At 66.3% G+C, this 12,823-nt stretch carries 10 protein-coding genes; 9 read left to right on the plus strand and 1 reads right to left on the minus strand.

Annotated elements, in window-relative coordinates; genetic code table 11:
* Positions 1–286: 286 nt before the first annotated feature.
* The 7 genes from rfbC (at position 287) to ACP59X_RS08325 (ending at position 9,464) form a co-directional block, all read left to right on the plus strand.
* Positions 287–859 carry a dTDP-4-dehydrorhamnose 3,5-epimerase gene (gene rfbC, locus ACP59X_RS08295; protein WP_428567699.1) on the plus strand — a complete coding sequence of 191 codons (573 nt, stop codon included), beginning with the start codon at positions 287–289 and terminating at the stop codon, positions 857–859.
* Between the two features lie 123 nt (positions 860–982).
* Entirely contained in the window at positions 983–2,428 is a 1,446-nt protein-coding gene (locus ACP59X_RS08300) for a mannose-1-phosphate guanylyltransferase/mannose-6-phosphate isomerase (RefSeq protein ID WP_428567702.1), read from the plus strand.
* Between the two features lie 232 nt (positions 2,429–2,660).
* Positions 2,661–3,230 (plus strand): menaquinone reductase multiheme cytochrome c subunit QrcA, encoded by a 570-nt coding sequence (qrcA, locus tag ACP59X_RS08305; protein ID WP_428567705.1) that lies wholly within the window; start codon positions 2,661–2,663, stop codon positions 3,228–3,230.
* 10 nt (positions 3,231–3,240) lie between these two features.
* The gene (qrcB, locus tag ACP59X_RS08310) at positions 3,241–5,391 is read left to right on the plus strand and encodes a menaquinone reductase molybdopterin-binding-like subunit QrcB (RefSeq protein ID WP_428567709.1); all 2,151 of its coding nucleotides are present in this window, start codon (positions 3,241–3,243) and stop codon (positions 5,389–5,391) included.
* Between the two features lie 23 nt (positions 5,392–5,414).
* Positions 5,415–6,173: a menaquinone reductase iron-sulfur cluster-binding subunit QrcC gene (qrcC, locus tag ACP59X_RS08315; protein ID WP_342463688.1), complete on the plus strand. Its 759-nt coding sequence runs from the start codon at positions 5,415–5,417 to the stop codon at positions 6,171–6,173.
* 12 nt (positions 6,174–6,185) lie between these two features.
* Complete coding sequence (gene qrcD / locus ACP59X_RS08320) at positions 6,186–7,430, plus strand: menaquinone reductase integral membrane subunit QrcD (protein WP_428567715.1); 1,245 nt, start codon at positions 6,186–6,188, stop codon at positions 7,428–7,430.
* Between the two features lie 564 nt (positions 7,431–7,994).
* Entirely contained in the window at positions 7,995–9,464 is a 1,470-nt protein-coding gene (locus tag ACP59X_RS08325) for a sugar transferase (protein WP_428567718.1), read from the plus strand.
* Between the two features lie 6 nt (positions 9,465–9,470).
* Here ACP59X_RS08325 and ACP59X_RS08330 read toward each other — a convergent pair whose 3' ends face one another.
* Complete coding sequence (locus ACP59X_RS08330; protein WP_428567721.1) at positions 9,471–9,995, minus strand: 3D domain-containing protein; 525 nt, start codon at positions 9,993–9,995, stop codon at positions 9,471–9,473.
* Between the two features lie 98 nt (positions 9,996–10,093).
* On the opposite strand from ACP59X_RS08330, the gene ACP59X_RS08335 reads away from it, so the two are divergent.
* Positions 10,094–11,473 (plus strand): M23 family metallopeptidase, encoded by a 1,380-nt coding sequence (locus tag ACP59X_RS08335; RefSeq protein WP_428567724.1) that lies wholly within the window; start codon positions 10,094–10,096, stop codon positions 11,471–11,473.
* A gap of 78 nt (positions 11,474–11,551) precedes the next feature.
* Positions 11,552–12,703: an NADP-dependent isocitrate dehydrogenase gene (gene icd, locus ACP59X_RS08340; RefSeq protein ID WP_428567727.1), complete on the plus strand. Its 1,152-nt coding sequence runs from the start codon at positions 11,552–11,554 to the stop codon at positions 12,701–12,703.
* Positions 12,704–12,823 lie beyond the last annotated feature (120 nt).

The following is a 12,823-nucleotide window of genomic DNA, read 5'->3' on the forward strand; positions in this document are numbered from 1 at the left end:
AAAGTCACGAATTGCCGGCAACCTGGGCGCTACGGGCCGGGGCGTGCCGTGTTCCGGCTCAAAACGGCCGCAACGTTCCCGGTGCAACCGCCCGCGGGCTCGGCGCGACCGATTGCCAGCCGGGGTACGCACACTCCGTGACGGGAGGGGCCGGCAAGGCGTGGTGCGCGCATCGCACCTGGCCCGGCCGTGCTTGGCGGTTGTCCGCCCTCCTGAAATCATGTAGGGGAAGCGGCATCCATTTTCCTTATCAAGGCAACGCAAGAAACGACATGGGAGGTCCCGCGTGGACGTGTCACAAACCGGCATCCCGGGGCTTGTGGTCGTAAAGCCCAGGGTATTCGGCGACAGCCGGGGTTTTTTCCTGGAGACCTACAGCCACAAGGCTTTCGCGGCCGCGGGGCTCGATTACGATTTCGTGCAGGACAACCACGCGCGTTCCGGCCCGCGCGGCGTGCTGCGGGGCCTGCATTACCAGCGCCCGCCGGCCACCCAGGCCAAGCTGGTCTGGGTCACGCGCGGCGCGGTCTATGACGTGGCCGTGGATCTGCGCGTGGGCTCGCCGACGTACAAGAAATGGTTCGGCATCGAGCTTTCCGAGGACAATTTCCTGCGGCTGATGGTGCCGCGCGGCTTTGCCCACGGCTACGTGACGCTCACGGAGAACGCCGAATTCATGTACAAGGTCGACGCGCCGTACGCGCCGGCTGAGGATGCCGGCATCGCCTGGAACGATCCGGAGATCGGCGTGGACTGGCCGGTGGCCGATCCGGTCCTGTCCGAGAAGGACGCCCGCCAGCCCCTGTTGGCCGCGTCGGGCTCGCCTTTCGTCTGGAACGGCTCATGTTGCGTCCCCTAAGAAATACGGAGTATTTTATAGGAAAAGATCATTCTTCCCAGGCGGTGCCCTCGGAAAAGCCGCGAGCCGCTTTCCGGGCGCGACACGAGGCCACAGCGGACGCGACGCAAGCAAGGAGAAGCCATGACGGCGGCATCGGATCGGACGGGGCGCGACGGGCAGTACGCCCTCATACTGGCCGGAGGATCGGGGACGCGGCTGTGGCCGCTGTCGCGGACGTTGTCCCCCAAGCAACTGCTCGACCTGGGCGAGGGCGAGACGCTGTTGCAGGCCACGGCCCTGCGCCTGTCCGAGGCCTTCGCGCCCGAGCGGGTCTATGTGGTCACCAACGAGGAGCACGCCTTCGAGGTCCGGGCGCAGCTTAAGGAAATCGACGCCGCGACCGCGGCCAACGTGCTGGCCGAGCCCATGGGCCGCAACACCCTGGCCGCCATCCTGCTGGGCCTGGAGCCCATCGTGGCCGCCGACCCCCAGGCCGTGGTCGGGGTGTTCCCGGCCGATCACCGCATCGACGACCGGGCCGCCTGGGGCGAGGCCATGGACCGGGCGGTGGCCCTGGCCCGGGAAGGCTGGTTCGTGACCTTCGGCATCGTGCCCCATGCCCCGGAAACGGGCTACGGCTACATCCACCGGGGCGAGCCCCTGGGCGAGGGCGGCTTTGCCGTGGCCGGGTTCACCGAGAAACCGGACCTGGCCACGGCCGAGAAGCTCCTGGCCGGCGGCGAGCACTACTGGAACAGCGGCATGTTCGTGTTTCGGGCCGACGTGTTCCTGGCCGCCGTGGCCGCTTTCGCCCCGGTGTTCGCCGCCTGGTGGGAGTCCCGGGCGACGCGGCCGCTGGTGGAGGGCTATGCCGCCCTGCCCGACGTGTCCGTGGACTACGCCGTGGTGGAAAAGCTCACCCGCATCGCCATGGTCGAGGCGCCGTTTGACTGGGACGACCTGGGCAGCTGGGAAGCCCTGTACCGCCTGGGCAGGAAGGACGAGGCCGGCTGCGTACTCCAGGGCGACGTGCTGGCGCTGGGCTGCGCCAACTCCCTGTTTTTTTCCCAGGGCAGCGCCCTGGCCGTGGCCGGCGTCAAGGACATGATCGTCATCCAGACCCGCGACGCCACCCTGGTCTGCCCGGTGGCCGAGGCCCAGCGGGTCAAGGACGTGGTCGGGGCGCTCAAGTCCCAGGGCAGCAAGCTCATCGAGGCCCACGTCACGGTGCGCCGGCCCTGGGGCAGCTACACCGTGCTCGAGGGCGGGCCGGGCTACAAGATCAAGCGCATCGAGGTGCCGCCGGCCGGGCGGCTTTCCTTGCAGATGCACCACCACCGCAGCGAGCACTGGGTGGTGGTCTCGGGCACGGCCCTGGTCCAGATCGGGGACGAGGAGCGGCTTTTGACCGAAAACCAGTCCGTGGACATCCCCAAGGGGGCCATGCACCGGCTGTCCAACCCGGGCAAGCTGCCGGTGGAGATCATCGAAATCCAGTCCGGGCCGTACCTGGAGGAGGACGACATCGTGCGTTTCGACGACGTCTACGGCCGCAAGGTCGGGGACGGGGGCAAGGGGCGGTCGTGACCGGTTGGGCCGGGGAAGAGGATTCGTGAATTTTTTCATTAAACCTTGACACGGAAGTTGCGGCCTGGGTAAAAAGCGCGGTGCGGCTCTCCCGACCGGGGAGAGGGGATTGCCCCCGGTCGGCGTCGCGGCGCGCTTGCGTCTCATTTTCTCCGATGGTGCCTCCGGCCCATCGGACGTCGCGCGGCCTCGGGCGTGGCGTAAACCAGCAACGGCAATGGGCAGGGGAAGTATGGAGGAGAAAAGATCGAATTCGGCCGGCGGCATTGGCGGCATGGTGCTTTTTGGCCTGATCGGCTTCGTCGGCGCTCTCGTGGTGGGGTGGGTCATCTTTCCGAAACTGCTGTATAGCGAAAAGACACAACCCATTCGTTTCAGTCACACGGTCCACGCGCAACTCGGCATCGAGTGCGAACAGTGCCACCATCTTGGCCCAGACGGCCGGTTCGCCGGCCTGCCCACGACCGAATCCTGCGCCGAATGCCATGGCGAGGAAACCGGCGACAACTCGCCGAACGGCAAGGAAATCGACAAGTTCGTCAAGGATTACGTCAAGACCGGCGCCCAGGTCCCCTGGCTTGTCTACCAGTACCAGCCCGACAACGTGTTCTTCTCCCATGCCGCCCACAAGGGGTTCGAATGCACCAAGTGCCACCCCGACGTGGCTAAGACCGACACCCCGCCGACCTATTACCAGAACCGGATCAGCGGCTACAGCAAGGACACCATGAAGATGTGGGAGTGCGAACGCTGCCACGCGTCCATGGGCACGAGCAACGCCTGCTACGTCTGTCATAAATAAGGGGGAAGAAATGGGAGTTGATCGCAGAGCTTTCCTCGGGCTTGTGGCTGGTGGCGCCGTGGGCACCATGTTCACCCCCATCCCGTGGAAATTGTTGGACGACGTTTCGATCTGGACCCAGAACTGGTCGTGGATTCCCCGGGTTCCCAAGGGCCAGGTCGATTATGTGACCACCACCAGCAAGCTGTGCCCGGCCGGTGAGGGCCTGAGGATCATGCGCGTGGCCGGCAATCCCATCACCGCCTCGGGCAACCCGGACCATCCCCTATCCCAGGGCGGCGTTTCCGCCCTGGCCCGGTCCGAGGTCTACATGCTCTACAGCCCGGCCCGGGTGAAAACGCCCATGAAAAAGGCGGGCAAGGGCTTTGCGCCCATCACCTGGGAACAGGCGCTCATCGAAATGGCTGACAAGCTCGGCGCGGCCAAGGGCGCGGTCGCCTGCGTGTCCGGCGACGGCACCGGCACCGTCAACGAAGTCCTGTCCGCCTTCGTCGGCAAGCTCGGCTCGGCCGGCTACTTCATGATGCCCTCCGAGGCCACCACCGCCGCCAAGGGCGTCAAGCTCATGGGCGGCTCCGGCCAGGCCGGCTACGACTTCGAAAACGCCGACACCGTGCTGGTGCTTGGCGCCGATATCTTCGAGACCTGGGGCACCTCCACCCGCAACCGCAAGGCCTTCGGCGCCACGCGGCCGGTCGGCCAGAAGCCCAAGTCCACCTACGTCTACGTCGGCCCCACCAAAAACAACACCGCCGCCGTCTGCGACCAGTGGATCCCGGCCTCGGCCGCCGACCTCGGCGTCGTGGCCCTGGGCATCGCCTGGCATCTGCTCAAGGCCGGCGCCACCAGCAACGCGCCCGGCTTCGACACCTTCAAGGCCGTGGTCAACGGCGGCTTCGGCCCCGACGACATCAAGCGAGCCACGGGCATCGCCCCCGAGACCCTGGCCGGCCTGGCCAAGGCCCTGGCCGCGGCCAAGGCCCCGCTGGTCGTGACCGGTTCGCCCTTCGGCCAGGGCCTGGGCGCCGCGCCGTTTATCGCCGGCATGGCGCTCAACATCCTGCTTGGCCGCATCAACAAGCCCGGCGGCATCTACGCCCTGCCGGAGCTGGCCACGGTCGTGCCCGGCGCGCTCTCCCGCGCGGCCATGCTCGACGGCGACCTGCCGGCCTTCCTCAAGGGCGTGGCCGAGGGCAAGACCCCGGCCCCCAAGGCCTTGCTCGTCTACGACGCCAACCCGGCCTACGGCCTGCCCGAAACGGCGACCATGGCCAAGGCCCTGGAAAAAATCCCGTACAAGGTCAGCTTCGCCTCGTTCATGGACGAGACCGCGGCCATGTGCGACCTGATCCTGCCCAATTCCCTGACCCTCGAGCGCTACGACGACCTGGCCACGCCCTACGGCTCGGGTTTTTGCCTCTACAGCCTGGCCATGCCCTACCAGAAGCCCGTGTGCGACACCCGCACCACCGGCGACGTGCTCCTCACCCTGGCCCGCAAGATGAGCGTCGACCTCAAGTTCGACAACTTCCTGCAGGTGCTCAAGGAGAAGGTGGCCACCCTGGCCAAGGCCTCCGGCGGCTTCGTGGCCAAAGACGTCATGCCCTGGCAGGTGGCGGCGGGCAAGCCCGCCCCGGCCCTGGCCGGCGGCGACCTGTGGAAGGCGCTTGCCGCCGGCTACGCCTGGGCCATGGTCGGCCAGGTGCAGTCCAACATCGGCTTTGCCCCGGAAGTGCTGGCCAAGGCCGTAAAGGCCGGCAAGGGCCCGGACAAGGCGGCCGTGCTCGCGCCCTACGCCCAGCTGCGCACCGGCACCCCGACCACCGGCATTCCCTGCCAGGACCTGACCACCGTGCCGGACACCGAGCTGCTCAAGGAGACCACCCTGGTGCGGGTCAACAGCGCCACGGCCAAGGCCCTGGGCCTCAAGAAGGGCGCTTCGGTGACCGTCAGCGGCGCCGGCGCCAAGTGCGACGCGAAGGTCCACATCTTCGAGAGTGTCATGACCGGCGTGGTTTCGGCTCCTCTGGGCTTTGGCCACACCGCCTTCGACATCTTCAGCCAGGGCAAGGGCGCCAACTACCTGTCCCTGCTGCCGGTTGTCGAGGAGCCGGGCACCGGCCTGTCCACCTGGACGGCCGCTGAAGTCAAAATCGCCTAACCACGAGTCAAAGGGAAGCCGCTATGTCCGGACACTCCAAGGAATTCCCGATCACCTGGGGCATGGTGATCGACATCGACAAATGCACCGGCTGCGGGGCCTGCATGGCCTCCTGCCAGACGGAAAACAACATAGAACCCCAGCCCGAGGCCTCCAACAAGCTGCGGTCCACCTCGTGGATGCTGGTCTACGAGCTGACCAACGACAAGGCCTTTCCCAATCACGACATCGCCTTTCTGCCGCGTCCCTGCCAGCAGTGTGGCAACCCGCCCTGCGTGTCCGTGTGCCCGGTCATCGCCACGGATAAAAACGAGGACGGCGGCATCGTCTCCCAGGTCTACCCGCGTTGCATCGGTTGCCGGTACTGCGTGGCGGCCTGCCCCTACCACGTCCGCTACTTCGGCTGGTACGACCCGATCTGGCCCGAAGGCATGGAAAAGACCCTGTCGCCCCTGACGTCCGTGCGGCCGCGCGGCGTGGTGGAGAAGTGCTCCTTTTGCCACCACCGCTGGAACCTGGCCAAGGATGCCGCCCGGGCCCAGGGCAAGAACCCCGATAGCCTCGACGACGGGGCCTACGTCACCGCTTGCGTGCAGAATTGCCCCTCCGGGGCGTTGTCCTTCGGCGACCTCAAAAACCCGAAGCACAAGGTGCACGAGCTCATCAAAAGCCCCAACGCCTTCCGGCTGCTCGAACGCCTGGGCACCAACACCCAGGTCTACTACATCAGCCGTCGGGAATGGGTGCGCAAGCTCGGCGACAACTACCTTAAAAGCGAGTAAGCGGGGGACGCGATGAGCTTTATCGAATCGGAAAAAACCTGGTACCCCGAGGGCGTCACGCGTTGCGGCCTGGGGAAGTTCATGGGCTGGCTGGGCGTTTTGGGCCTCATTGGCCTGCTGGGCCTCGTCTCCATGCTCTGGATCTTCTACCGCGGCATCGGTGTCACGGGCCTGGACAACTACTTCGGCTTCGGCCTGTGGATCACCTTCGACCTGGCCGTCATCGCCCTTGGCGCCGGCGCCTTCTTCACCGGGCTTATCCGCTACATCATCGGTGTGGATGAGCTCAAAAACATCATCAACCTGACGGTCATCAAGGGATTTATCTGCTACTCCGGGGCCATGCTCATCCTGTCCCTGGACGTCGGCCAGCCGCTGCGGGCCTGGTTCGGCTACTGGCACCCCAACGTCCACTCGATGCTCACCGAAGTCATCTTCTGCATCACCTGCTACCTGCTGGTGCTGATTATCGAGTATGTGCCGCTGATCCTCGAGCAGAAGCAGCTCAACAAGATCCCCTTCCTGCACAACCTGGCCCACCAGATGCACGTGGTCATGCCGCTTTTCGCCGGCATCGGCGCCTTCCTGTCCACCTTCCACCAGGGCTCGCTCGGCGGCATGTACGGCGTCATGTTCGCCCGGCCCTACGCCTTCCGCGAAGGGTTTTTCATCTGGCCCTGGACGTTTTTCCTGTTCGTCCTGTCGGCCATCTCCTCGGGGCCTTGCCTGACGGTGCTCATTTGCGGCTTCATGGAGAAGGTCTCCGGCCGCAAGCTGACCACCTACCGGGTCAAGTCGCTCATGGCCAAGATCGGCGGCACCATGCTGCTGATCTACATGGTCTTCAAGTACCTGGACACCTGGGCCTGGATCAACGGCGTGCTGCCCAAGGCCGGGCTGACCTTCGACCAGATGTTCTACGGCCTGGTCTACGGCAAGTGGCTGTTTTTCACCGAAATGGTCCTGTGCCTGCCCCTGCCGGTCATCTTCCTGCTGACCCCGCTGCGCAAAAAGCCGGCCTTCCTCTACGCCGGCGCCATCCTGGCCTGCATCGGCGTGGTCATCAACCGCTACGTTTTCACCGTCCAGGCCCTGGCCCAGCCGGTGCTGCCGTTTACCCAGTGGCAGATCTACTCGCCCAACTGGGCCGAGTGGCTCACCTCGCTGATGGTCGTGGCCTATGGCTTCATCATCATGAGCCTGTCCTACCGCTACCTGCCCATTTTTCCGCAGGAAGTGGGGCTCAACCGGAAGTAGCCGCTTCAAAGCGCTTCCATGCCTGTCCAAGCCCGGCCGCCTCGTGTGGCCGGGCTTTTTTGTGCCGCAAGGCAGGGATACCCGTGGGGGAGGACGCTTGCTCGGTGACGTATCGGCGTTTTGCCGAAAAGCCGTCAAAATGGTCACAGGGCTGGGCCTGCGCCCAGCACGCCCGGCCAGCGCCCCGGGCGAGGCGGGCCGGGCAAGTCCTGGAGTCGCGCCCTCGAAAGGAGAAGAGGCCAGTTCAGGTACAACACTTTAGAATATTACATTTTTTAAAATACTATCGTCTGGTTGAGGGACGCCACCCGAGCCGTGGCCTCTCCCGGGTCGGGGCTAAGTGGCCTGGGCTGTGAGTCTGGCCCGCTTGGGACGTACGGTATGGGCAGGTTTGCGGGGCTGTCACGGCGTGTCGCAGTGGGCTTGCCCATGACCGGTGGCTCGACGTGAAAATGGTGTGCCGGTTGCATCCGATGCGGAAATATGGCTAAAATGTCTCGCATGTTCAGCCGCTGGCCCTTTTCCCGGAAACGATGCCCCGATGGGGAGGCCGCTGGTCACGCCGTGACCCAGACGGCCCGCCGGGAGGGGGAATGCCTGGCCTTCGCGACCCGGCGGGGGGCCATTGCCTGGCTGCGGGCCGTGGATGTCCTGGTGGCCGCGGTCTCGCTGTTGCTGGCGACCTCCGTGGCCGGGGCCATGGGGCTGGCCGCTGCGGCCGGCACGTCCCTGTCCCTGGACGCGCCGTCCATGCTGCTTTTCGCCGTGACGCTCGCAGCCACGGCCTGCGTGTTCCCGCTGTTCGCCCTGTATACCGAAACGGCCCTGTTCCAATGGAAGCCGGCGCTCAAGGCCATGGTCAAGGCGGCCACCGCCGTGCTGCTGGTGCTGGTGGCCGGGGCGGCCGTGCTGCGCCCGCCGCTGGTCACCCCGGCCTTTCTGGCCACCTACTGGTTGATGTCCTGCCTGGGCGGGCTGGCCGTGCGCCTGGCCGGGCGGCGGCTGCTGTTCCTCACCGAGGCCCAGGGCATCGCCGCCCGGCGCACCCTGATCGTCGGCACGGGACGGCGGGCCCAGGAAATCGCCCGGGACATGCTCGACCGGCCCGGACACGGCCACCGCTTCTGCGGCTTCGTGGCCGAGGGCTGGGACGAGGCCCCGCCGGTGCCCAGGCCCGGGAAATTCGCCATCGTGGCCGAGCCGGCCGCCTTGGCGGCCTATCTGCGTGATAACGTGGTGGACGAGGTCCTCGTGTGCCTACCCCTGGCGTCGCTTTGCGGCACGGTGGACGCGCTCGTGGCCGTGGGCGAGGAGCAAGGCGTGGCCGTGACCGTCGTGACCCGCCTGTTCGAACTCAAAAACCCCCGCAACCGGCCGGGCAGCCATGGCGGCGAAGTGGTGGTGACCGCCTCCAACACCCTGGCCGACGAGCGGGAACTGCTGCTGAAGCGCTTCCTGGATGTGACCGTGTCGGCCACGACCCTGGTGGCCCTGTCGCCGCTTTTGGTCGCGGTCTGGGGCCTGGTGCGCCTGACCTCGCCCGGGCCGGCCTTTTTCGTCCAGGAGCGGGTGGGGCTCAACAAGCGGCTTTTCAAGTTCTACAAGTTCCGCACCATGGTCCGCAACGCCGAGGCCATGCAGGATGCCCTGGAATCGCAAAACGAGACCAATGGCGCCACCTTCAAGATGCGCAACGATCCGCGCATCACCCCCCTTGGCCGGATCCTGCGCATGACCAGCATCGACGAACTGCCGCAGCTCTACAATGTCCTGCGCGGCGACATGAGCCTGGTCGGCCCGCGCCCCCTGCCCGTGCGCGACGTGGTGCGCATCGAAAACGACTGGCCGCGCCGCCGCTTCGGCGTCAAGCCCGGCATCACCTGCCTATGGCAGATTCGCGGCCGCAACACCCTGCCGTTCGAACGGATGATGGAACTCGACATCGAATACGTGGACACCTGGTCCGTGGCCATGGACCTGCGGATCCTCCTGGCCACGGTGCCGGTGGTCTTCGGCATGCGCGGGGCGTACTGAGGCCGATCAGTCCAAAACGACCAGTTCCAGGCGCTTGACGCCGAAGGCCAGGGCCTGTTCCTTGTCGGGGAGGCACAGGTCCAGCCGGTCGGTGAAGCGGGGGTGCATGAGGTCTTCCACCACCCGTACGCCCAGGCCCTCGACCAGGACCCGGCGGCCGAGCAGGTGCTTGAGGTCCCGGGACACGGCCACCGTGCGCCCGGGCCGCACCACCCCGCCCCGGGCCGTGGGCTGGGGCTGGCCGTCCTCGGAGCCGCACAGTGGGCAGTAGGCCGTGGCCGTGAGGGTGAACCGCCGCCGCTGGTCCTCGTCGAGGGTAAAAAGGCTGGCCAGGCGTTTCTCGCCCTCCTGCCGCATGACGGCTTCCTGGGCCAGCCGGGCGGCGTCATGGCGCAGGGCGGCCAGGCGCTGGCGCACCATCACGGTTCCGTGGGACAGGGCCACGGCCGAAAGGGCCAGGCCGGCCAAGGCCACGGACAAAAGCGGTGCCCGTTTCCCTCCCGGGCTTGGCGCGTTGTTCGGTTGCTCCATGGAAATCCTCCTTTGCCCGGCCGGGCTCGGGGCGTCTTGCCCGCGGCCACGGCCTGTCCTATACTGTCGCGATACGGCCGCCGGGGGATACGGAACGCATGCGCATTAAAAAGCCCTTCAAAGGACGCCGGAGCATCGGGCCGCTTTTCACCATCCTGGCCGGATTGCTCCTGGCTTCGCCCTTCGTGCTGGCGGGCGTTGCCGGCTATTACCTTTTTCTCAAGGACGCCAAGAAACCGCAAGTGAACTTGAGCCCCCAGGCCGACGCCGCTTCCCTCAAGCGCCCCTTCACCATCACCGCCGCCGACGAGGAGTCGGGCATCCGCTCCCTCACCGTCACCGTGACCCAGGGCCAGCGCCGGGCCGATGTCCTGCGCCGCACCTACGACCCGCCCCGACCGGAAGTGACCGAGCGCTTCACCCTGGAGGGCTCGGAACTGCGCGGCGGGGCCTTCGAGTTGCAGGTGGCCGCCTACGACGGCTCCCTGGCCAACCTCGGCGCCGGCAACACCAGCCGCGTCACCCAACGCATGCTCCTCGACATGGTCCCCCCCTCGGTCAAGGCGCTCACCCCGGCCCATTACCTGCGCCAGGGCGGGGTGGGGCTGGTGATCTACGAGGTCAACAAGGATGTGACGCGAAGCGGCGTGGTGGTCGGCGATGTCTTCTATCCCGGCTACAAGCAAAAAAGCGGCCAATACGCCTGCCTGTTCGCCTTTCCCCAAGGCATGGACGCCGACGCCTACAAGCCGCGCCTGTTTGTCGAGGACGCGGCCGGCAACGAAAAAACCGGTTTTTTCGTCAACATGGCCATCAAACGGCGTTTTCGCGAAGAGCGGGTGGAGGTGTCCGACGAGTTTCTGGCCGCGCGCCTGCCGGCCTTTGCCGGTCTCTACCCGGAGGTACGCGATCCGGTTGAACGTTTTAAAATGTTGGAAGCGCAACTGCGTCGCCAAAACGACGCCACCCTGGCCGGCCTGGCCGCCCAGACCGCCGCGGCGCCGCTGTGGGACGGGGCCTTCGTCTACATGCCCCGCTCGGTGGTGCGCGGCTCCTTCGGCGCCGACCGGATCTACACCTACAAGGGCCAGGAAATCGCCCGGGAGACGCACCTGGGCATCGACCTGGCCTCGGTGCCCAAGGCCTCGGTGCCGGCGGCCAACAACGGCAAGGTCGTCTTTGCCGGGCCGCTGGGCGTCTACGGCAACACCGTGGTCGTGGACCACGGCATGGGCGTGCAGAGCCTGTACGCCAACCTGTCCTCCGTGGCCGTGGCCGTCGGGGACGAGGTGAAAAAGGGCGACCTCGTGGGCGCCACCGGCACCTCCGGCCTGGCCCCGGGCGACCAGGTCCATTTCGCCATGTATCTGGCCGGCCATCCGGTCATCCCCATCGAGTGGTGGGACGGGCATTGGCTGGAGGACAACATCACGGCCAAGTTCAAGCGCTACGCCTCGCCGCCCGCGCCCGAGTCCTGAGCCGCCAGGTTGACAAAGGCCGGCAACCCTTTTTATCGACGTGCGTTGTTCTAAATTTCCCGTGAGGAGCGAAGGCGCATGGAAAAGACGGTATATTGGATCGAGGGTGACGGAATCGGCCCGGATGTCTGGAAGGCCGGTCGTCCGGTCCTCGACGCCGCTGTGGCCAAGGCCTACGGCGGCAGCCGCAAACTGGTCTGGACGGAGCTTTTGGCCGGCGGCAAGGCGTTTAAGGAAACCGGCGACTATCTGCCCCAGGCCACCCTGGATGCGCTCAAGGGCGCCGAACTGGCCTTCAAGGGCCCCTTGGCCACGCCGGTCGGCGGCGGCTTCCGTAGCCTCAACGTCACCCTGCGCCAGGTCCTCGACCTCTACGCCTGCATTCGGCCCATCAAGTACTTCAAGGGCATCGAGTCGCCGGTCAAGCGGCCCGACCTCGTGGACATGGTCATCTACCGCGAGAACACCGAGGACGTGTACGCCGGCATCGAATACGCCACCGGCACGGCCGAGGCCAAAAAGCTCATCGCCTTTTTGCGCGACGAGCTCGGCGCCAAGGTGGACGACACGGCCGGCATCGGCATCAAGCCCATCACCCCGGCCGGCTCCAAGCGCCTGGTGCGAAAGGCCCTGCAATACGCTGTGGCCGCCGGGCGGCCCAGCGTCACCCTGGTGCACAAGGGCAACATCATGAAGTACACCGAAGGCGCCTTCCGGGCCTTCGGCTACGAAGTGGCGGCCACGGAATTCGGCGACCTGACCATGACCGAGGAGGAGGCCGCCGCCGGCGGCACCAAGCCCATCGTCATCAAGGACCGCATCGCCGACAACATGTTCCAGGTGGCGCTGATGCGGCCCCAGGACTATTCGGTCATCGCCACGACGAACCTAAACGGCGACTACATCTCCGACGCCCTGGCCGCCCAGGTCGGGGGCCTCGGCCTGGCCCCCGGCGTCAACATGAGCGAGAAGCTGGCCTTTTTCGAGCCCACCCACGGCATCGCCCCGGCCCTGGCCGGCAAGGACAAGGCCAACCCGGGCAGCCTGATCTTAAGCGGCGCCATGCTGCTTGAGCACATCGGCTGGAACGAGGCCGCCAAACTGATCCACGACTCCATGGACAAGACCATTTCCGGCAAGAAGGTCACCGTGGACCTGGCCGACCAGATCCCGGGGGCGACCACCATCGGCTGCGCCGCGTTCGGCGAGCTTTTGGCTAGCAATTTGTAACGTTTGCCTGCTATTCCGGAAGGGCGGGGCCATGGCTTTGGCTGGTCATGCGCCCTTCCGGCGACTTCGCGGCGGAAGCCGTCCGCTCACCGGCGACGTTGGCTTGCCCGGTGGCCGCAG

This window comes from Solidesulfovibrio sp. DCME, assembly GCF_049995385.1.
Lineage (GTDB): Bacteria > Desulfobacterota > Desulfovibrionia > Desulfovibrionales > Desulfovibrionaceae > Solidesulfovibrio.

Excerpts from the sequence above, each read along its gene's own strand:
- ACP59X_RS08300 (WP_428567702.1), top strand. The coding sequence starts at position 983 with ATGACGGCGGCATCGGATCGGACGGGGCGCGACGGGCAGTACGCCCTC.
- qrcA (WP_428567705.1), top strand. The coding sequence starts at position 2,661 with ATGGAGGAGAAAAGATCGAATTCGGCCGGCGGCATTGGCGGCATGGTG.
- qrcB (WP_428567709.1), top strand. The coding sequence starts at position 3,241 with ATGGGAGTTGATCGCAGAGCTTTCCTCGGGCTTGTGGCTGGTGGCGCC.
- qrcC (WP_342463688.1), top strand. The coding sequence starts at position 5,415 with ATGTCCGGACACTCCAAGGAATTCCCGATCACCTGGGGCATGGTGATC.
- qrcD (WP_428567715.1), top strand. The coding sequence starts at position 6,186 with ATGAGCTTTATCGAATCGGAAAAAACCTGGTACCCCGAGGGCGTCACG.
- ACP59X_RS08330 (WP_428567721.1), bottom strand. The coding sequence starts at position 9,995 with ATGGAGCAACCGAACAACGCGCCAAGCCCGGGAGGGAAACGGGCACCG.
- ACP59X_RS08335 (WP_428567724.1), top strand. The coding sequence starts at position 10,094 with ATGCGCATTAAAAAGCCCTTCAAAGGACGCCGGAGCATCGGGCCGCTT.
- icd (WP_428567727.1), top strand. The coding sequence starts at position 11,552 with ATGGAAAAGACGGTATATTGGATCGAGGGTGACGGAATCGGCCCGGAT.